Genomic DNA, 20936 nt, shown 5'->3' on the forward strand with positions numbered 1-20936 from the left:
ATGTAGATTGCTGCATGGCTCAGCGGTCCATGCTCTCTTTCTGAGCCGCATCCGGCAAGCGACGCTTTGCGGAATTCCGCTTCTTGGGATTCTCGGGCCCCTCATCCGGAGGTAGCTGGCAGAGCCACTCCCCCACAGCCCCGATGACCACATCAATCAGACACACTGCCGAAGCAGCCAGGCATTCCCGCATGACCGCTGCATAGTAGGGCGCGCTGGAATGACCCATGCTGACCAGGGCCTGGCTGCCATACCACCCAAGAAGGGCAGCGCAAGCAATTCCCAGGGATTTGCTCATGACCAGCGTGTTGACGGCAAAACGGGAATCCATCTCTTTTCGCTCGCCCTTGGCGTACCTGTGCACCTGGATGGCCATAAGCAGAATCATGACACCGAGGATGAAGAGCAGGAGGGAGACCAACCAGGGCGCCCCCATCAGGTCGGTTCGGGATGACATGCTGATTTCGGATATGGTCAGGCCTCCTGCTATTCCCAGAATCAGCGCAACCAGGTAGTAGGCCAACGGCGTACGACGTGTTCTCATGACAAACCATCCAATATCCAGTCCTCGGACAGGAGATGCAGGCTTCCCACATCCGGTGCCCTCCGCGAGAGTTCAGCCACGGATCCGCCGTCTGGACCGACCAGAACAGCATCGGCATCCAGGGCGGCCCAAGGCACTAGGACCGAAGCCCTGGTAGCCGCCCCGGCCAGGGGCAACCTCAACCCGTCCTCATCGACCTCCAAGCCCTCGTAATCGACGACACTCAAGACGAGGGGGCCGGAACCCTCCGATCCGGGGTCTCCGCCCCGGCAAGTGGACTCAATCATGGTCAGGGTCCGATAGAGGTCCCGAGGCCCCAACGGTGTCTGCACCATGACCACGGCGCAGAGGCTGGGGCCACGCCCGGCACCCGGATGGACGGAAGAGTACAAAGGCGATATCCCGACTACCTGACTACCCGGGACCCCGTCCAAGGATGCCAGGGCCACATACATGGCCTGCTTGGAGTTCTCATCGACGCACTCCATGGCAACAACCGCCTGATGCATCTGAACGGGACCTTCAGCCTCGGACGTATCCATTTGCGGCTCGGACGGCCACCTGCCATCCGTGTCATCCACATCCGCGCCTGAGCCGATTCGCATATGGTCTTCATCCGCATAGTGCCGGTTCCGCGCCTCGTCATGATGTCTGGCGAGCCCCACGCCCAAGGCCGGATGAGAGGCGGAACGTGCCTGCGTCTGGCGGGCCTCCCCGCTTCCTGGCTCCACCGGGGCAGCCCCATGCTCCTGGGCTGAAACCAGGGAGGCCAGGGTGGCCTGACCATCCCCTTCAGCAGCCCTTTCGATGGTCACGGTCACCTGAAAGTCCGCCTCGGTCTGATCATCGGCGCCTAGACGGGTTACCGATACCCTGGTCCGCCTGACCTGATGCGAGAGAAGGATGGCATCAGCCACTCTCGTGGTCAGGGCCTCAAGAAGATCCGTGGAGTCATGCTCAATCAGGGAGATAATCCTATTGACCACCTGGACATAATCCACGGTTGCGGTCGCATCATCAAACCTGCCGGCCTCGCTCAAATCAAGGAAAAGCGTGGCCATCGACCTGGTAGGTGTAATCGTGTCCATCAGGAGGACTCAGGGGCTTGGCCCTGAGTCCGCTCAGTTGAATCGAATCCATGCGTCAGCCCCTCTCAGCGGCACAGCAATCCCCACACCCCATCACGACCAGGGCGACAGGCCACACAGCGCTTGTGGCGCCGAAAACCCACTACCCCTGTGCGGGGGTGGTATTCGATGCCGGACCGGACGGGGAGGTCGTGCCGGTCACACTCCGCTCAAGCTCTTTGGGGATCTCCACCGGTGGCAGTTCGGAATCGGGCCGATTCACATCGGAGAGCCAAAGCTCCCGCTCAGGCGCTTTTCTCAGATTGGCGAAGATTGCAGCCAGCTCATCCTTGTTCAGGGTTTCCTTGACCAGGAGCTGACGGACCAGCTCATCCAGCACATCCCTGTTCCTGCTGATGATCTGCCAGGCCTCAGTGTGGGCGGTCTCGACCAGGTCGAGGACCTCCCTGTCTATGACTTCGGCAGTCTGCTCCGAGTAGGCCCGGGGCTTCAGGGCGTCAAGACCGGAATCCTGATCGCTTCCATCAGCCCACTTGATGGCACCCAGTTTGGATGAGAACCCATACTCGACCACCATCTGACGGGCGATGCTGGTGGCTTTCTCAATGTCGTTGGAGGCTCCGGTGGTCGGGTCGTGGAAGACAACCTCCTCGGCCACACGGCCACCCATGGCGTAGGCCATCTGGTCCAGGAGTTCGTTGCGAGACTGGGAGTAACGGTCCTGGGTGGGCATGACGGCCGTGTAGCCCAAAGCACGGCCACGAGGAAGGATGGTGACCTTGGTGACCGGATCGGTGTGGTGAAGGGCGGCGGCAACCATGGCGTGACCACCTTCGTGGTAGGCCGTATTGCGCATTTCCTCCAGGGCCATCCCCTTGGTACGACGTCGGGGACCGCTGAGCACACGGTCGATGGCCTCGTCGATGGCCCGGTTGTCGATCAGCTGCGCATCCGAGCGGGCCGTCAGGAGCGCGGCCTCATTCAGAACATTCGCCAAGTCCGCACCGGTGAATCCGGGGGTGCGGACCGCAACGGTGTGCAGGTCGACATCCGGCACGAACGGCTTCCCCTTGGCATGAACCCTGAGGATGGCCTCACGCCCCTCCAGGTCAGGTGCCTCAACGGCCACCTGACGGTCGAAACGACCGGGACGCAGCAGGGCCGAATCCAGAATGTCGGGTCGGTTGGTGGCGGCGATGATGATCAGATTCGTATCGTTGTCGAAACCATCCATCTCGACCAGAAGCTGGTTCAGGGTCTGCTCACGCTCATCATGACCACCGCTCATGCCGGAGCCGCGCTTGCCACCCACGGCATCGATTTCGTCAATGAAGATGATGGCCGGTGCGTTCTTCTTGGCCTCGTCGAAGAGATCACGGACCCTCGATGCACCCAGACCGACGAACATCTCGACGAAGTCAGAACCTGCCATGGAGTAGAAGGGAACGCTGGCCTCACCGGCTATGGCCCGGGCCAGAAGGGTCTTACCGGTTCCAGGAGGGCCATAGAGCAGGACACCGCGAGGTATGCGGGCACCCAGCGCCTTGTACTTCGAGGGGTCCTTGAGGAAGTCCTTGATCTCCTCGACCTCCTGTACAGCGGCCTCCTCGCCGGCCACATCGGCGAACTTCGTCTTCGGGGTCTGCCCGTCATTAAGCCGGGCCGAGTTCTTCTTGCCCCCCATGCCGAACATGTTGCCCCCGGCTGCCGAGGACATCCTGGAAAGCAGGAACCAGAACACACCAAGGATGATCAACATGGGCAGAACCGAGGAAATCAACAGGCTCATCATGCTGGTCTGGGGAACAACCGAGTTGTAGCCCTCGCTCAGGTTGGCCTTTTCGACGGCCTTGACCACCTGGGGACCCTGGTCGAACACGTAGTAGAACTGAACGTCCTTGCCGAAATTCTTGTTTGTCTTCTTCCCCTGGAAGCCCTCGACGTCCTTGGTGAAATCGTCGTTGAGCTTGAGCTCGACCACCTGCATCTTCTCGGTTATCTCAGCGGATTTGACCGCCCCGCTCCTCTGGTTACCGGCCAGAAGCTCCAGACCATCCTTGGTGTCGATGGTCTGAGGGCCGTTCTGGCTGCTGAAGAAGCCGAAGATGCCCATCATGATCAGTACGGCCAGTACCGCCCAGAGCCAGGGAGAACGCCAGAAGGACCGGTTCGAGTCCGGCCCTTTCCCGTCTCCCCCGTTTTGGTTGAAGTTGAAGAAGGGGTTGTTGCCCTTGTCTGGGCCATTTCCCCCATTTCGGTTGCCGCCGTTGTTCCTGGGCGGACCCTGCTGTGGTCCCTGCGAGTAGCTCATGCGCTTTCCCCCTGGTTCTGTTCCTGCGTCAGATACTCGTCCGATTTGAGCACGGCGATCGAGTCAAGATTACGGTATTGCTCGTCATAATCAAGACCGAAGCCGACTACGAACTCATCGGGAATGGTGTATCCGGGATACTTGACGTCCACTTCGACCTCATGCCTGACGGTCTTGTCGAGCAGGGCGAAGACCTCTACGGATGCGGCCCCACGGGATTTCAGCTCGTTCACCAGCCAGTGCAGGGTGTATCCGGAGTCGATGATGTCCTCGACGATCAGAATATGCCGGCCGCGTACATCGCACCCCAGATCCATCCGCACCGTAATGTCACCGTTCGAAACCGTGGTCTTCTGACCGGGATAGCTGGAGATGCTCATGAACTCGATCTGGACCGGGATGGTAACGGCCTGGGAGATGGCTGCCAGGGTATTGAAAGCCCCCTTGAGCACGGCCACCATCATCAGGTCCTTGCCCTGATAATCCTTGCTGATACGGACGGCCGTCTTCTGAATCAGGTCCTCTATCTGTTGCTTGGATACCAACTCATGATCAATGTGGGATTCAATATCAGCGATTCGCATGGACTCCATCATTGCATATGAGAATGACTTGACACTTACGAAAAGCTGAATACGAACTGGGAAAAACAGGCCCCTGCTGGCCGTGCCAATCCGAAGCCAGGGCATCCAACGATTCAACCTGTTGGGAGCTCGCCGGGACTCCCAGATTCGACAGAAGGTGGGCCAGGAACCGTAAGCGAAGGGCCGAATCCCGGGTGGAAAGGCTGCGGGCATCCAGACGAGCCAGAATCCCCTGGTCGGCGTCATCGGGTTCGGGGGGCATGACCACCTGGTCGGCCAGAGCATCCGCCTGCCGGTCCAGATATTCGGCATCCCGCCTGGCAAGGTCCGCCCCTTGGGTCAGACGACGGACCATGTCGCGACCGGCGAACCGGCTCAGCCCAGGCAGGAGGTCATGCCGCACCCGCGAGCGCAGGGGAAGGTCCGCAGGAAGGGGCTGGTCGTCAGGGAACCCGTCGCCGTTGGTGGGGTCATCCCACCAGGAGAGCCCCTGCTGCCGGCATATCTCCGTCGTCTCCTGCCGGGTAAGTCCCAGGAAGGGGCGCAGATAGTCGAGCCCGTCCCGTTTCATCCGATGGTTCATGCCGGTGATGGCATCCAGACCTTGGGACCTGATAAGCCCGATGAGCACGGTCTCGGCCTGGTCATCCATCGTGTGGGCCAAAAGGACGGCTGAGGCGTTGACGCGTCCGGCTTCTTCCCCTATGGCCTCATACCTGGCCTCACGGGCATCGGCCTCCAGACCTGCACTGGTGCGGCGCACTTGGACAGACCTAACCAGAACAGGGTCCAGACCCAGCTTCCGGCAGTTCGCTGCGGCTTCGAGGCTGACTCGATCGGACCCCTCGGAGAGCCCATGATCAATCAGGATCGCCCCGCATCGCAGACCCAACATGGCCGAGACCGTAGCAGCAACCGATGCCAGAGCCATGGAGTCCCGCCCGCCGGAGCAGGCAACAAGTACGAGCGGCGCATCGGGGTCGGGCAGATGGCTGCCGTGTCGGGTGAACCTATCGCCCTGCCTGCCCAGCCCGGCATCCTCAAGACTGGAGCGGAGGGCTCCCACAGCCTTCTTCATCTGAGCGGAATACACCACGATGCACCATCCCTCCTCGGCGTACGCACGGTTACAAACGGTCCAGGGAGGTGACCAGCCGATCCACGGCCTGCCGGGCGGCAGCCATATCCTCCGGGTTGTTGACGATGACGGCGAAGACCAGACTCCCGCCGGATCTTCGGGAAACGTTGCCCGTCATGGATGTGACCTGATCCAGGGTGCCGGTCTTGACCCTGACCAGACCGTCTGCGAGATCATTCACTTTCCTCTCCGCTGCGGTTCCAGTCAACCCAACGACTGAGAGTCCTTTGGCAACGGGGGTGATTCCCTTGGATTCAAGGGCAAGCTCCTGTATCTGAACCAGGGTGTTCACACTCAGCTCGGATCCGGGGGCCAGTCCGGAGCAATCGGCCATGACCAGCCCACCTGTATTCACTCCAAGGTGGTCAAGCGCCTCTGTAACGGCCTTTACGGCTCCACCAGGGCTGTTCTCCTTGCCCAGTTTGGCTGCGGTCAGTCGGCCGAAGAGCTCTGCCAGCGTGTTGTCTGATGTTCTGAGCATCAGAGCCATGATTTCGCTGAGACGAGCTGACTGAACACTGGCGATGACCGACCCTTGTCCGGATTCGGCCTGATTGGGCTGATCCGGATTATCGACCTTTATACCGTTGCCTGCCAGGACCCTGGCAAAGACCTTGGTGGCCTCTGCCGCCGGATCGACAACCCTGGGCAGATATACACCGCCTGCATCCGGATCGGTACCTTGTTGGATGCCGGTCCAGTCACGGGCCTGGTCGATGGCCATGGAAGTGGGATGCTGGAAGTAAACACCGTCGGGATTGTTTTCCTGGATTCCTTCGGGTTCCCCTTCCTCACCGAAGAGACTGTCGTCATAGGCCACCCACACCCGGCTGACACCGGCTTTACGCAGGGCTCCAGCCGTCTTCGCGGCCAGGCTGGACAGACCTGCACGGCCGTTGACATGAGCGGGATCATTGTTGCCTGTCCCCAGCAGCATATCGCCATGTCCTTTGAGCACCAGCACGGCGTGGTCGCCCGAGACCTCTCTGAGCTGCACATCGGTGGTCAGGCAGGATGACATATCCAGTTCGGAGGCGGCTGCGGCGGCCGTCAGGGTCTTCATGGTCGAAGCGGGCTGCCGCACCACCTGGGCAGACTCTTCAATGACCGGCCTCCCATCCGCCTGGTGGACGACCAAGGAGTAGTCATGCCCCAACCCAGGACTGGTGGTGAACTCTTCTACCAGCTGCCGGGCCACGGCTTGGTCAACAGGACCACCGGCACCGTCATCCCCCAGGTCATCTGCGGGTGTACGGATGGATCTGGCCGGCGATATGGTTCTGGTTCTGGATGTTTCCAGGGTCAAGGGACCTGGCAGGAGGTCCATGACGTCCGCAACTGCATACCCACCGATCAGGATCACCGACATCAGGATGGACAGGGCCACTCTCCACCGCCGCGCCACCAGCGACCCTCGGGTCTGCACCACTTGGTGTCTACCATCCAATTGAACACTCCTGCGAGGAAGACCCCCACCCCGGGGGAACGGGTATGAACATCAGACAGCCTAGTCCACCCCGGCCCCGGCCCTCACGCCCGGGTCTCCGTGGAGAGCCTATTTCCCGCTGTGCTCGATGGGTTTCCACCCAGGGTTGGCGAAGATGGCCTGGAAGGAGATGGGCAGGTAGCTCAACATGAAGATTGGGAAACTCAGGCAGTATGCGAAGAGCTCCTTGTTGGAGGCGCCGATCTTGTCACGCTCAGCCAGGACGGTGATGGCAGCCAGACCCATCAATGCAAGAATGCCCAGGAGCGCAGAAGCCACCCAATCAACCAGTTCCGTTATCTGACTCGCCCAGGTCACAAAGCCGAGGGCGGGGAACAGGACGCCGAAGACGCAACGGATGACGGCAAGAACGGTCAAGGGGCAGATCAGTATGGTCAGATCGACTGCCGAAAAGTCACGTTCCCTGAAAGCACGACTTATCAGGGCAGGCCCGTAGTAGCGGAAGACCTGGAGGAAGCCCTTGCTCCACCGCAACCGCTGTCGCCAGCTCTGCTTGAAGGTTACGGGTTGCTCGTCATAGAGGATTGCGGTGCCGCAATACCCGATCCTGTCACCGTGGAGAACGGAATCCATGGTGAACTCCAGATCCTCGGTCAGAAGGTGGAATTTCCAACCATTGTTGCGCTCCATGACCTCCCTGGAGAACATGAATCCTGTACCGCCCACGTGGCAGCTGGACCCGAAGACCATCCTGGAGGAATTGAGGAAGCGCGATTCCCTGATGAACCACAGGGCCGACCCCGAGGAAACCCAGTTGTCGGAAAAGTTGACGGAGTTGCGATAACTGGTCAGGATACGGAACCCGGACTGGAAGGCCTTGTTCATCTCTTCGATGTAGTGACAGTCAAGCCGGTTGTCGGCATCGAAGACGAAGAAGGCGTCATACTGCTTTGAGTACCCCTGGCTGATGATGTTGTCAAGAAGATAGGAGAGGGCGTACCCCTTGCCTATCCGTTCGGAGTCTTGCCGCTCGACCACGTGGCAGCCCTTGGACCGGGCCAGCCCGGCCGTATCATCGGTGCAGTTGTCGGCCACCAGCCAGATGTCGACCATACTGCTGGGATAGGTTTGAGACTGGATGGAGTCGATCAGCGTCCCGACCACACCCTCCTCGTTACGGGCCGAAATCAGGACCGCGAAACGTTTGTCATAAGGGGCCTTGGGGAAGACTACAGGCTTGGACACGAATGAGGTCACGATGCAGATGGCCTGATAGATCACACCGACCGACCCCAGAATCATCATGAGGATGTCAAGCACCTTCAAAAAGGCCATCAGCGCCACTCCTTACGCGGATTAGCCTCCTGGGAGGATTGCGCAGGGCTTCCGGATTCAGTGTTTCCCTGCCCTGCCTCACCACCCTCGGTCCCCTTGAGCGGACTCTTGCCCTTGGCCTGGGCCTTGTCGGACTTGGGAATGGCAACGGTCCGTGACTCGTCAAGGTCCTCCGCCGTCGGCGGCCGATAAAGCTGTTCCGCAATCCTGGAAACAGGATCCTGAACGCTCACCCGGGCACTGCTCCCCTTGGCCGACCGGGCACCTACGTGATTGGTGACCGGTTGGACCACGTGCTCGTTGAAGGCCTCGACGCTCTCGACCACCTTGGACTTTCCTACCGGCTTGGGATCCTGCATCAGCGGAGAATCAATCAGCTCATAGTGTTTGATGGAAGCGTTGAAAATCGCCTGGAAGCTGGCGGCAAGAGGCAGAGCCAGGAAGGCCCCGAGAGCTCCGAAGACAGCGCCGAATGCCAGGACGGAAAGGAAGGCCACGGCCGGATTCAGGTCCATAGTCCGCTCCGATATCTTCGGCGCCAGGATAAGGTTCTCTATCTGCTGGTAGATGATGATGTAGACAAGGACAGCCACGGCGATCAGGAGCCCCTTGCTCCCCCAGGCCACCACAATCGGTATGGCACCTCCGATATAGGTGCCGATGGTGGGAACGAACTGGGAAACAAGACCGCAGAACAGGGCCAGCGGCAACCAGTAGGGCACCTTGAGGGCGACCAGGAAGACCGACATGCAGGCTGCCGAGATCAGGGCCAGGATGGTCCTGCTGAAGAGGAAGCTGGAAATCTGGTCCTGGGCGATGGTCCACACGAAGAGGAAACGCCGCTGGCTGTTGGGCCCCAGCCACTGGCAGAGGCTCCTGCGCAGTTTCGGACCGGCGGCGGAAATGTAGTAGGTGACCAGAAGGACGGTCATCATGTTGATGATGACCCCGAAGAAGCCCACGGTCGTATTCACGGCCTGCCCGGCGAAGTCGGTCACCCAGGAGGATTGGATGTTCTTGGCTATCTCACCCCCCAGATCCTGCATGGGAGGCATGCGCCACTGGGTGTACTTCCCCATGAAATCTACTATCTGGTCATAAAAGGCCGGAGCCCCATTGACCATGCCGATCAGCTGCTTGACGAAAAGGTTGCCGAACAACCCCATCAGGATGATGACAACGACAATCAACCCGATCAGGGTGACGGCCGACGCCGCACCTCGCTTCCAACCGTGCCGGACCAGGTTGACCACCAGGGGTTCCATGGCCAGGGCGACGAAGACCGAGATAATCACGTCCAGCACCAGGAATTCAAGCTTCCACCAGGATGAATAGGCGAACCAAGCCAGGAACACCGCGATGACCACATAGAAGAGGGCCCGACCGAACCACTCCGGTGGTCTGCGAGGGTCACCCTTGGGCGGGAAGACAGTCGCAAAATCGAACAGCTGCTTTTTATCGTTCGCCATGGTCTCCATTATCCCAATCATGCTGACATGATTCGACCCCTGGGAAAGAGCCCTCGGGAATCCGTCCGGCCTGCCGATTTTCTGCCGGTGTATCCCGTGACACGTATCCTGTAAACCATGTTGACCGTTTCCATAGTCATTCCTGCCTGGAACGAGGAGGATCGCATAGGTGATTGCCTCGTCAATGCCACCAGGCAAAGTCAGGCCCCGCTCGAGGTTCTGGTCGTGGACAACAAATCCACCGACCGCACAGCGGCCATCGTCCAGGACTTCATCGACCGCAATCCCGACCAGCATGTGGAACTTCTCCATCAGGACAAGGACCAGGGATTGATTCCCAGCCGGAACTACGGGCTGGACAGGGCCAAGGGCGACATTCTCGGCCGAATCGATGCCGACTGCATGCTGAGACCGAACTGGGTCGAGGTGGTCAGCCGTACTTTCACCGAGGACCCGGACGCCATGGGGGCCACCGGCCCTGTCGCATACTACGACATGCCCGGAAAGAACATCGGCCTTAAGGGCGACGACACCATACGTAAGGCCATCTATCGTGCCGACGATGGCCAGTACCTGCTGTATGGCTCCAACATGGCACTTCGCGCCACGGCATGGAAGGCCATTCGCAACGAGGTCTGCAGAGACAAGGCCGATATTCTGCACGAGGATGTCGATGTCTCCCTCCACCTGATCGACCAGGGATTCAAAACCGTCTACTGTAAGGACATGAACGCAGGCATATCGGCCCGCAGGATGGATACCTCCTTCACCTCCTTCCGCCACTACATGCAGCGGTTCAAGAACACCTTCGACGCCCACCCCCAGCACACTCGCGAACAGAAGCCGGAACACACGCTTTACGCCCTCTATCCGATTCTGCGGGCCTTCTACCCCGTTTACCAGAAGTACCTGGAATCAGCTGACATCAACCCGGCGGAACGGGTATGGATCAGCGAGCAGATGGAGCTCTTCCACCGCCATGAGCAGGAGATGGATCAGGAAGACTGATCAAGCCGTCTTCCATGCCCCCCTATACAGCCTCTCTCCCCCGACACGGCACACCAGGCTTGCCTGGTCCGGGGGAGCCAGGTATTATAGGCACGTTCGCCCCCGTCGTCTAACGGTTAGGACACCAGACTTTCAATCTGACAACGAGAGTTCGACTCTCTCCGGGGGTACCAGAGAAAAGGCCGGAAAATGGCGGAATTCAACCGCTAATCAGAAGTTGGCAGACTGCACTCAAATAACGCGAATCAAGCTGTTTCAGGCTATTCCGAGCCAACCTAGTACACACTTGTTCCACTATTGGTCACGGCATAACCCATGCCTGGAGAACACCCGATCCGCACTTTCCAAAACGGGGACTCCGGGATTCAGATATACGCACCGCCGGGAAGATGCATGAAATCCTCCACTCTGTTCCATTTGACCGTATACCCGGCCCCGTGGGCGCAGAAGACCGAGTCAGGGGTGCTCTCCAGATCGGATTCAGGGTCATAACCGATGGAATCCACCACTGCGTCCTGGTCCTGGCAGGGTCGATAACCGTTGAAGACGCAAGTCAGATGTCCACAGCCATGGCTGTAGGCACTGACCTCCGTGGCGTAATCGCGCATCTGCGATACCGGCGCGTCCCCCTCCAGTTCGACAGTATCGCCGTCCGTCTGCGGCTCCGCGAAGTTCCCCTTCATCCGGTAGATATCCGACATGGCCCTACCCAGATTCGACTGGGGGATGGTGAGCCTGAAATGGTACCAAGGCTCCAGCAGGATATTGCGCGCCTTCATCAGCCCCTGTCGGACGGCCCGATAGGTGGCCTGGCGGAAATCGCCACCCTCCGTGTGCTTGATGTGCCCGCGGCCGTCCAACAGGGTGATGCGCATATCGGTAATGGGCGCTCCCGTCAGTACCCCCAAGTGCTCCTTCTCGGCCAAGTGGGTCATGATGAGTCGTTGCCAGTTCCCGTCCAGGCGGTCGAGGCTGCAGTCCGAGGCGAAACTGAGACCACTCCCCGGCTCCGTGGGTTCCAGGAGCAGGTGGACCTCGGCATAGTGTCGGAGGGGCTCGAAATGCCCGACCCCTTCAATCGGAGCCGCGATTGTCTCCCTGTACAGGATCCCGCCCTGACTGAAGGAGACCTGTATACCGAACCGTCGATCCAGTTCCTCCTGTATCACTTCCAACTGAACCTGTCCCATGAGGCGCAGATGAATCTCCCTGAGCCGTTCCTGCCAGACCACGTGCAGGAAGGGATCTTCATCCTCCAAGACGCGCAATGCCTTCAACACCGGGTGCGGGTCCAACCCCTCAGTCACCACAGCATAGGTAAGCACCGGTTCCAGAACCGGCGTCTGGTCCTTCCTCTCACACCCGAGACCCTGCCCAGGTCGGGTCAGATCCAGGCCGGTTGCCGCCACGACACCGCCTGCCCGGGCACAGTCCGTCAAGGTATAGGTGGACCCGGAATAGACTCGGAGCTGATCAACCGTCTCGTTGGTCCCCGTACAGTCGGCCTTCCCGGAATCCCCGGTGGATCTGCCCACCTCCGTATCCAAAGAGGATTTGACCGGCAGGTCACCACCAGTCACCTTAAGCCAGGACAATCTGGCGCCCTTGTCGTCATGCGATATCTTGAAGACCCTGGCACCGAACTCCGTACCGTACACGGGCGATAGGGTGTACCGCTCCAGTCCTTCAAGAAGGGCATCCACCCCATCCAGCCGAAGGGCGGATCCGAAGAAACAGGGAAAGAGACGGCGATCAGCCACCAATCTTGCCAGACTCTCATCCGCAATACATCCGGACTTGAGGTATTCATCCATGACGCCCTCGTCGAGCAGGGCCACATCCTCCGCGTCGTTGCAATCAAGTCCTCGACTCAAATCAAAGCAGCCCGGAGACCAACGATGCCTGCATGCATCGAGAATGCGGGTGGCATCGGCACCTACTGCATCGAGTTTGTTGACGAAGATGAAGGTGGGTACCCCATATCGTGCCAGAAGTCGCCAAAGCGTGTCGGCATATCCCTCCAACCCGGAGGTGGCGTCGATAACGAGAAGGGCATAGTCCAACACCGATAAGGTCCGTTCCATCTCGGCGGCGAAATCCACATGGCCGGGTGTATCGACAAGGGTCAGATCCACATCTCGATAGGTCAGCTGGGCCGGCTTGGAGAAGATGGTGATACCACGCCGCCGCTCCAGATCCGAGGTGTCCAGATAGGCATCGCCATGATCGACCCTGCCCAGACGGCGAATCCGCCCTCCCTGATACAGCATGGCCTCTGAGAGCGTGGTCTTGCCGGCATCGACATGGGCCAGCATCCCCACCACTATCCTCTTGACCATCGCGGGCCTCCCTCACTCCCCCAGACAGAAACGACCAGGCACATACCCGCCCTCCCGGGAACCTCCTCGACAAGTTTCGCGATCGACCGATGGCACCCGCCGCCTTCCGCGCGCTTCGGAGGATTCAAGCGAGATATCCTTCGGGCCGGGTCACCGTACGGGAGAGACCTGATACGTCAGATCATGGATGACCCGACCTGCTTCGATGCCTTTCCGCTCGAAGTTGGTCACGATTCTGCCGTCGAACCGATCAGACTCCATAAAGGCAGCATGAGGCAGGGTCTCGGCCTGGTCTGCCGTTCCCTTGCCGACATGCTGGGTGGGCAGACTTATCTGCAGATTGCCCAGGTTTCTGAATCGCGGATTCGCGTCCATCACCTCGTGCACATGCAGCGCATAATCCTCGATGTCGGTCGCTATCCTCCAGACCCCTCCAGGTTCCAGGCAATCCGCCAGGTCATCGGCCAGAGCCGGTTGCACCAGACGACGCTTGTGATGCTTCATCTTGGGCCAGGGGTCGGGGAAGAAGGTCCAGACTTCGGTGATCAGCCCGGATTCCATTCGGGCCAGGAGGTCCGGGGCGTTGACCTGGGCAAGACGCAGATTATCCAGATCGGATTTTCCTGCCATCAGCATGGTATGGGCCAAACCTGGCTGATAGACCTCCAGGGCCAGATAATTCCAATCTGGGTGCTCCCGGGCCGAAGCAACAACATTCTCCCCCTGACCGGATCCGATTTCCACAATCAGCGGGGCCTTCCTGCCCCAGATCGATTCGACCGTTGCGGAATCAAAGCGGAAACCCTCACCTACCGCCAGCGAACCCTCTGCCTGGCCCAGGTCGAGAAGATAACGGGAGGAATACTCAGACCAGGCCCTCGCCAGTCGGTCGTTGAGTTTCTCGGACCGCCTCACATAAGAGACGATGGACCGCCGGCCGGCATTGCTCTGTGTTTCTGTGCTCATCACATCTCCTATATATCCTAGAACGTGCATGAACATGGGCATGGCATGAATATGTGCCCGTGATATACTCAATATGTAACAAAAGATAACACAATATTGCAAAACCGAACAAGCCTCCGGGCCGGTTATCGACAGGAAAGGCATGCGCATGTCAGTTATGGTTACAGGTGGATGTGGGTACATCGGTGCCCATGTGGTCCACGCCCTGCAGGAAGCCGGCACGGAGGTCGTCGTGGTCGACGACCTGAGCTACGGCAAACCCACCCGCATCGGCAATGCCCGTCTTTACGGAGCAGACGTAGCCGCACCCGGAGCCGATGAGCGCCTGATCGAAATCATCAGGGAGAACGGGGTCGACTCGGTCATCCACTTCGCCGCCCGCAAACAGGTCGGAGAATCGATGGAAAAGCCCATCTGGTACTACCGACAGAATTTGAACGGCATGATCAACGTCCTGGCAGCCATGGCCAAGACGGACGCCAAGAAGCTGGTCTTCTCAAGCTCGGCCGCCACCTACGGCGAGCCCCCTGTCGACGTGGTGCCCGAGGACGTTCAGCCCATGCTCCCGATCAACCCCTACGGGCAGACCAAACTCGTTGGCGAGTGGATGGCCCGGTCCTGCGAAAAACCTCATGGCATCCGTTTCTGCGCCCTGCGCTATTTCAACGTAGCCGGCTGCGGACCCGTGGAACTCGAAGATCCCGCCATCCTCAACCTCATTCCCATGCTCTTCGATAGGCTCAAGCAGGGCAAGGCGCCGGCCATCTTCGGCGACGACTACCCCACCCCCGATGGCACCTGCGTACGCGACTACATCCACGTTTCCGACCTGGCCGATGCCCACATCGCAGCCCTGGGATACCTGAACCAGGATGAACGCAAGTACGACGCCTTCAATGTCGGAACCGGAGAGGGCACCTCGGTCCGCCAAATCGTCGACGAGGTCAAGAAGGTCACCGGTCTCCCCTTCACCGAGGCCGTCAAACCGCGCCGCGCGGGCGACCCGCCACACCTCATCGGCGACCCCTCCCGCATCAATACGGAAATGGGCTGGCATGCCAAGTACAACGTGCACGACATCGTCGAGTCCGCATGGGAGGCATGGCAGGCCAATCCAGACCACCACATCGACGTGGCCACCTGGAACCAGACCGACTGATACGGCGATTCCATCAACGACGCGCCGGGGGCTTGCAATCCCTCGGCCGTCATGTAGACTTTTCTCTTGGCTGTTCACGCAGCCACGGCTCCGTAGCTCAGTTGGTTAGAGCGCCGCCCTGTCACGGCGGAGGTCACCGGTTCAAGTCCGGCCGGAGTCGCTCTGAATGGTCTGGCCCGGTTCGTCCGGGTCTTTTCGACTGTTCATGGCTCTGTAGCTCAGTTGGTAGAGCGAGCGACTGAAAATCGCTAGGTCAACGGTTCGATCCCGCTCGGAGCCACCAGCACAAATCCCTCTCCCCTTGCGGTAAGAGGGATTTTCCATATCTTGCCGAGGCGACCATCGCTTAGGCGAGGCGGTCCAATAGACAATGGTGTCCGAGGCAGATTTGCCCCGACCACCACCACAATCAGCAACCCCAGGCGTATCCTGCAGAGGCAACAATGGGCGCAACTACAGAAGTGTTGCAGCCCCTCCTCATTCAGAGCCGCTCAACCACCCAATCGACAATGTAAGGAGCCGTGTGCTCAATCTGGTCGATGGCCACTTCGAATTCACGGGAGCCGCCGTACCAGGGGTCGACCAGATCAATCCTGCTCTCCTGCCCGGGTGCCGGCTTGGGCAGATCCGGATCGAAGCTTCTGTACAGGTGGACGGCCTGACGTTTTTCCGCCGGAAGAAGACGAAGCAGGGATCTCATATGCTCAGCGGTCATGGGCAGAAGCAGATCCGACTCGTCAGCCTCCTCCCGGCTGATGCGATGGGCGAAGTGATCGGCAGGCACCTCGTACCCCCGATCACGCAGGACCTTCTGGGCACGGCGGTCTATGGGGTTGCCGAACTCCTCGTCGCTGACCCCACTGGATTGGACCACGACCCTATCGCTCTCAAACCCCCGATCAGCAAAGAACTTCCGGAGGATGATTTCCGCCATGGGCGAGCGGCAGATGTTGCCGGTGCAGACCGTCATGACCGTATATGGCCCCGACTCGCGAGTGCCTTCCTTCTTGCCTGTGCCCATCATCGCACCTTCTCATATGTCGTGAAACGATACCGTCCAATCCTGGAGCGCTGTTCGGAATCGGCCGGGACCTGCCATTCCCCCTGCTCGGCCACCCGCCAGAACCGCTTCTGGACCAAATCATCCATGTCGGGCATGAAGGTATCGGCGGGGACCTCAAGGTCCAGGTCTGTCACAAAGGCACGGTCGGCCAGGGAGAAGAAGTGCTCGAAGAGTTTGGCCCCACCGATGATCCAGATCTCCCCCCGGTCCATCCCGTCCGCAGGTATGGTCTCCTGCCGGGCCAGATCCAGGGCATCCTCTGCGGCCGAAACCACCGTGGCACCCGGTGCCCGGTACCGGGGATCGGTCGTGACGACGATGTTGTCCCGGTTGGGCAACGGCTTGGACCCCATGGACTCCCAGGTCCTACGCCCCATGACCACGGGGTGGGATATGGTCAGCTCCTTGAAGTGCCGCATATCCTCACTGAGATGCCAGGGCATCCCATTCTGATTTCCTATGGCACCAGGCCGTCCATCCATGGACCTCGCCTGTGCCCAGATCAGATTGACGGACGAAGGACGTTCGATGTCACCTTCCAGATCCTGCCAATCCTCACCACCTAAAAGCCCGGCCTGCCCGGGCTCGGGTTCGTGATAGCCGCTACGGCTACTACTGTCATGCTCCATCTGTTGCGTTCACTCCTCGTGAAGAGTTGGATATACGAGTCCATGATAATCGCCTGCACTGACGGCGCAAGCTTATCCGGGCATACTCTCAGACGGCCACCGGGGCTTTGATGGCCGGATGGCTCTGGTAGTCGACCAGTTCGAAGTCCTCATACTGGTATTCGAAAATCGAAGGAGTCTTCCGGATCCGCATCCCAGGATAGGGGTAGGGCGCACGGGAGAGTTGCTCCAGGACCTGATCGATATGGTTGTCGTAAACGTGGCAGTCCCCACCGGTCCATACAAACTCCCCGGGTTCAAGGCCGGCCTGCTGGGCCATCATCATGGTGAGAAGCGAGTACGAGGCAATGTTGAACGGAACGCCCAGGAACATGTCACAGGAGCGCTGGTACAGCTGGCAGCTCAGGCGACCGTCTGCCACATAGAACTGGAAGAGGGCATGGCAGGGCGGTAGGGCCATCTGATCGATTTCGGCGGGATTCCAAGCGCTGACAATCATCCGACGGGAGTCGGGATGGGTCTTGATAAGGTCGATGACCTTCTGAATCTGGTCGATGGTCCGGTTGGGGTCATCCGGGGTCGGCGCGGGCCAGCTGCGCCACTGCACCCCGTATACAGGGCCCAGATCGCCAGTCTCCGGGTCCGCCCATTCGTCCCAGATGTGCACGTTGTGCTCCTGAAGCCAGCGCACGTTCTGCGACCCCTTGAGGAACCAAAGCAATTCGTAGGCAATGCCGCGGAAGTAGACCTTCTTGGTCGTCAGCAGGGGGAAGGAGGAGAGGTCGAACCTCATCTGCTGACCGAAGAGGGAGATCGTACCCGTCCCGGTCCTGTCCGATTTGAGGTTGCCCTCCATGAGTATCCTGCGGACCAGATCCTCATAGGGCATGGGGATATCGGTCTGTGGGCGTTCCGGAATCCTGGAACGAATTTCCTGCAACTGTTCTTGGGACAAAACCATGGTAGCCAGTCTACCAAGCCGTATCCTCCCCAGGAGCTGAATCTCTGGACTGGAGCGGGAGGACTCCTCCCGCAGTCCCAACCGCGGACGTCGGTCATTGCCCCTCCCCCGGATCGACGCCTCATCCTCTGCCTGCTGCCTTCCTGCACCACCTCTACGCCGGTGACAAAGAATAACGGCCAATGTGGTCGGTTAGGGTAGATTGAAGAAAACGGGACCGACGGCAGGTGCCGACGGCGACCGGTGCCCCTTTATGGGATACCCGACCAAGGAGGAAACATGGGAAAGAGACTGTGGGTGGAACGCAACAAGGATGGTTCCTGGGACGCTTATTCGGATGAGGGCGCCCACATCAAGTTCGGCAAGGGTAAGGGGCAGTTCAACCCCGGCGACCTGATGAAAATCGCCTTGGCCGGCTGTGGGGCCCTGTCCAGCCAGTTCGCCATTGAGAACTCACTTGGCGAGGGTAAGGGCGCCAGGATAGTCGTCGACGGGACCTATGACCCTGATGACGACGCCTATCTGAACTTCACAGAGCAGGTGGACGTGGATGCCACCGATGCCCATCTGAGCCAGGAGGATGCCGACAAGCTCGAGGAGCGGATCCGTCGTCACATTGCCAAGGCCTGCACGGTCGAGCACACCTATGAGCATGAGACCCCGGTCAGGCTGTCCGTCAAGGTTCGTCACTGACACCGGACGAGGTCTGCGCAAGTCAACTCGCATACAAGGAAGACCCTCTGGGAGGAACTCCAGCCCAGAGGGTCTTTCTTGTATCTGAATCCTGCCCGGCAATCATAAAGTCAGCCGACGTACCACCGTCTAGGCTCAATTCCTTACGCGAATGTCAGGAGATCAGGTCTTTCGCCCTTACTTCCGGCGTTCCGGGTCAATCGTGGACTCGATATCGGCCAGCTGCTCAGGTTTCGCCGTATCGACGGAGACCTGTTCCACTCCGGTTATCTGATCGATGTCCTTCGTTTCGACAATCAGACCACCCTCTGCGGCGGCCTTGAGCCCGGACTCCTCGGCCTCCACGTACTTACGGGGAACCACATAGACCGGGCTCACGGCATGCTGCAGCAGGCCCTGGCTCGTTGACCCCAGCAGGAGACCGGTGAAGCCTCCGCGACCTCGGGATCCGACAACCACCACATCATGGGTCTTGCTGGCCTGGGTAAGGGCCTCGACAGCCGAACCAGGCACCACACTCTTGGTCACGTGAAGATTGGGGTAGGTCTTCAGCAGAGGGGCGATACGGGTGTTCAAATCGTCCATGTACGATTCCATGACGCTTTGCTCCTCCGCCGATCCGGTACCCGTCAGGCCCGAGATGTTGGGAACGGCCGACATGACGTTCAGCTCAGCCCCCCAGCTGTCGGCAAACCCGGCAGCAATCTGCAGGGCCTTCAGTCCCCACTTCGATTCGTCCGATCCGACTGCCACGCTCCTGATTTGATTGTTCAGGTGCATCAGGTTCCCATCATCGTCGGTATAGGGCACGACCACAATCGGGCAGTAGGCGTAGGCAGGCAGACTTGAACTGGTGGTACCCAACAGACGCTCGGCCAGTCCACCCTTGCCCCTGTTTCCTATGACTATCAGCTTGTAGTTACGGCTGAGCTCGACAAAGACCGAGGAGGGGTCGCCGGTGACAATCAGTGTCGCCGCGCTGACACCCTGGTCATCAGCGATGGCCTTGGCCTTGGAGAGGATCTCCTGAGCATCATTGTGGGCGGCCACATCATCGCCCATGGTGGTATAGGTGGCATCGAATGAAACCGCTGCATAGCTTGGCAGGGAGTATGCGCATACGATTTGCAAAGTCAGACCTGCATGCTTGGCGAAATTGGCAGCCCACCAGGCAGCCTTGTAACTCGCATCCGAACCGTCGACACCTACCAGAACAGCCTTATCGTTGCTCATGAGACGACCTCCTTGTGCTCAAAGGCGATACTGCAACCCGGTATCGCTCTACTGTCAGAATAGCTCACTCGCGTTCCACAAATAAGTCGGCGGACGGGGAACACGCCCAAGGACAAAACGCCTTCCATGACCTGCGTCTGCCGCGACAGGGATTCCAGCACTCATGCCAACTGCCGCAACCGGCCCGCAGAAACCTGACCTGCACACAAAAAGCGCCCCCAAAAGGGGGGCGCTTGGCAAGTCCTATTCCAGTCGGCCTTTTTGCTTAACCGACCTCGGTAACGTCAGACCAGTCTCCTGTATTCGAAAGACCGGTAGGGAGCCTGTACCTTGACGGTCTGGCCCGGAGCGGGGGCATGAATCATGTATCCGTTACCCACATAGATGGCTACGTGCCCGGGAGCAACCATCAGGTCACCGGGGGCAGGAGTGCTGACCGGCGTGCCGAATCCGGCCTGAGCATCGGCATTGTGCGGAAGCGCGATTCCGAAGTGGGCAAAAACGTACTTGGTGAATCCTGAGCAGTCGAATCCGCTCGGGGTCTCACCACCAAAGACATAAGGGACACCCTGGAACTGCATGGCGTAGCTAACGACATCCTGACCGGTCCCGGTCACCGGGGCATCATCAACGGCAATCTGCTGAGTAGCCCGCTGACTGGAGCGGCTGGCAACTCCGGACTGACTCCTTGTCTGGGCGTTCTGAGCGGCCTGGGCAGCCTGAGCAGCGCGGGCCGCCTGACGGGCCTCGGCATCCTTTTCCGCCTGGGACTTGGTCACAGGAACATCCAGGGATTCAATGCCACCCCAGTTGGAGTCCTTTTCGACCGTAGTCGAAATCGACTCATCAAGAAGGTTTGCCTTCACCCTGTTATGAGGTGTGAAAGATCGTGACGAGGCAACAGCAGAATCCGCACTACCAGCGGCATTAGCCACAGCAGGGATACCTGCAAGCAAGGAACCGCACAGG

18 protein-coding genes and 3 tRNA genes are annotated in these 20936 nt (G+C 59.6%); 6 read left to right on the forward strand and 15 right to left on the reverse strand.

The genetic code is table 11. The features are described from left to right. Positions 1-19: 19 nt before the first annotated feature. From BINDI_RS05145 to BINDI_RS05180, 8 genes are all read right to left on the reverse strand, one after another. The gene (locus BINDI_RS05145) at positions 20-544 is read right to left on the reverse strand and encodes a DUF3180 domain-containing protein (RefSeq protein WP_033490539.1); all 525 of its coding nucleotides are present in this window, start codon (positions 542-544) and stop codon (positions 20-22) included. Next, the gene (locus BINDI_RS05150; RefSeq protein WP_041031343.1) at positions 541-1605 is read right to left on the reverse strand and encodes a dihydroneopterin aldolase; all 1065 of its coding nucleotides are present in this window, start codon (positions 1603-1605) and stop codon (positions 541-543) included. Before BINDI_RS05150 ends, BINDI_RS05145 begins: the two co-directional genes overlap by 4 nt. A gap of 169 nt (positions 1606-1774) precedes the next feature. Then, a complete protein-coding gene (gene ftsH, locus BINDI_RS05155) occupies positions 1775-3943 on the reverse strand; it encodes an ATP-dependent zinc metalloprotease FtsH (protein ID WP_052108837.1) in 2169 nt (722 codons plus the stop codon). After that, positions 3940-4527, reverse strand: coding sequence for a hypoxanthine phosphoribosyltransferase (hpt, locus tag BINDI_RS05160; RefSeq protein WP_033490543.1), 588 nt, complete (start codon positions 4525-4527; stop codon positions 3940-3942). Before hpt ends, ftsH begins: the two co-directional genes overlap by 4 nt. Beyond that, on the reverse strand, positions 4514-5623 hold the full coding sequence (gene tilS, locus BINDI_RS05165) for a tRNA lysidine(34) synthetase TilS (RefSeq protein ID WP_033490545.1): 1110 nt from the start codon (positions 5621-5623) through the stop codon (positions 4514-4516). The genes hpt and tilS overlap by 14 nt, the downstream gene beginning before the upstream one ends. A gap of 31 nt (positions 5624-5654) precedes the next feature. Then, a complete protein-coding gene (locus BINDI_RS05170) occupies positions 5655-7112 on the reverse strand; it encodes a D-alanyl-D-alanine carboxypeptidase/D-alanyl-D-alanine-endopeptidase (RefSeq protein ID WP_148301987.1) in 1458 nt (485 codons plus the stop codon). Positions 7113-7220: 108 nt separating this feature from the next. Further along, entirely contained in the window at positions 7221-8447 is a 1227-nt protein-coding gene (locus tag BINDI_RS05175) for a glycosyltransferase family 2 protein (protein WP_033490549.1), read from the reverse strand. Next, a complete protein-coding gene (locus BINDI_RS05180; protein WP_033490977.1) occupies positions 8447-9916 on the reverse strand; it encodes an AI-2E family transporter in 1470 nt (489 codons plus the stop codon). Before BINDI_RS05180 ends, BINDI_RS05175 begins: the two co-directional genes overlap by 1 nt. Positions 9917-10033: 117 nt before the next feature. Between BINDI_RS05180 and BINDI_RS05185 the strand changes: the two genes are divergently transcribed. Continuing rightward, the gene (locus BINDI_RS05185; RefSeq protein ID WP_033490550.1) at positions 10034-10924 is read left to right on the forward strand and encodes a glycosyltransferase family 2 protein; all 891 of its coding nucleotides are present in this window, start codon (positions 10034-10036) and stop codon (positions 10922-10924) included. A gap of 98 nt (positions 10925-11022) precedes the next feature. After that, a tRNA-Glu gene (locus BINDI_RS05190) sits at positions 11023-11097 on the forward strand. Between the two features lie 192 nt (positions 11098-11289). Here BINDI_RS05190 and BINDI_RS05195 read toward each other — a convergent pair. Both BINDI_RS05195 and trmB read right to left on the reverse strand, forming a co-directional pair. Continuing rightward, positions 11290-13263: an elongation factor G gene (locus BINDI_RS05195; protein ID WP_033490551.1), complete on the reverse strand. Its 1974-nt coding sequence runs from the start codon at positions 13261-13263 to the stop codon at positions 11290-11292. A 150-nt stretch (positions 13264-13413) separates the two neighbouring features. Beyond that, a complete protein-coding gene (gene trmB, locus BINDI_RS05200) occupies positions 13414-14229 on the reverse strand; it encodes a tRNA (guanosine(46)-N7)-methyltransferase TrmB (RefSeq protein ID WP_033490552.1) in 816 nt (271 codons plus the stop codon). A 148-nt stretch (positions 14230-14377) separates the two neighbouring features. On the opposite strand from trmB, the gene galE reads away from it, so the two are divergent. The 3 genes from galE to BINDI_RS05215 all read left to right on the forward strand — a co-directional run bounded on the left by galE (position 14378) and on the right by BINDI_RS05215 (position 15671). Next, on the forward strand, positions 14378-15388 hold the full coding sequence (gene galE, locus BINDI_RS05205) for a UDP-glucose 4-epimerase GalE (RefSeq protein WP_033490978.1): 1011 nt from the start codon (positions 14378-14380) through the stop codon (positions 15386-15388). Positions 15389-15474: 86 nt separating this feature from the next. Next, positions 15475-15548, forward strand: a tRNA-Asp gene (locus BINDI_RS05210). A 47-nt stretch (positions 15549-15595) separates the two neighbouring features. Further along, positions 15596-15671, forward strand: a tRNA-Phe gene (locus BINDI_RS05215). A gap of 198 nt (positions 15672-15869) precedes the next feature. On the opposite strand, the gene BINDI_RS05220 is transcribed toward BINDI_RS05215, so the two are convergent. From BINDI_RS05220 to BINDI_RS05230, 3 genes are all read right to left on the reverse strand, one after another. Beyond that, a complete protein-coding gene (locus BINDI_RS05220; RefSeq protein WP_052108840.1) occupies positions 15870-16409 on the reverse strand; it encodes a low molecular weight protein-tyrosine-phosphatase in 540 nt (179 codons plus the stop codon). After that, on the reverse strand, positions 16409-17080 hold the full coding sequence (locus BINDI_RS05225) for a dihydrofolate reductase (RefSeq protein WP_033490553.1): 672 nt from the start codon (positions 17078-17080) through the stop codon (positions 16409-16411). Before BINDI_RS05225 ends, BINDI_RS05220 begins: the two co-directional genes overlap by 1 nt. Before the next feature lie 88 nt (positions 17081-17168). Then, complete coding sequence (locus BINDI_RS05230) at positions 17169-18041, reverse strand: thymidylate synthase (protein ID WP_033490555.1); 873 nt, start codon at positions 18039-18041, stop codon at positions 17169-17171. A 279-nt stretch (positions 18042-18320) separates the two neighbouring features. Here BINDI_RS05230 and BINDI_RS05235 point away from each other — a divergent pair, with 279 nt between their 5' ends. Further along, positions 18321-18734, forward strand: coding sequence for an OsmC family protein (locus BINDI_RS05235; protein WP_033490556.1), 414 nt, complete (start codon positions 18321-18323; stop codon positions 18732-18734). Positions 18735-18911: 177 nt separating this feature from the next. On the opposite strand, the gene BINDI_RS05240 is transcribed toward BINDI_RS05235, so the two are convergent. Next, positions 18912-19967 carry a universal stress protein gene (locus BINDI_RS05240; RefSeq protein ID WP_033490558.1) on the reverse strand — a complete coding sequence of 352 codons (1056 nt, stop codon included), beginning with the start codon at positions 19965-19967 and terminating at the stop codon, positions 18912-18914. A 284-nt stretch (positions 19968-20251) separates the two neighbouring features. After that, positions 20252-20833, reverse strand: a complete 582-nt coding sequence (locus BINDI_RS07715; protein WP_052108842.1) for a C40 family peptidase — start codon at positions 20831-20833, stop codon at positions 20252-20254. Between the last annotated feature and the right edge of the window lie 103 nt (positions 20834-20936).

Origin of the sequence: Bifidobacterium [indicum] DSM 20214 = LMG 11587 (genome assembly GCF_000706765.1) — a bacterium.
Lineage (GTDB): Bacteria > Actinomycetota > Actinomycetes > Actinomycetales > Bifidobacteriaceae > Bombiscardovia > Bombiscardovia coryneformis.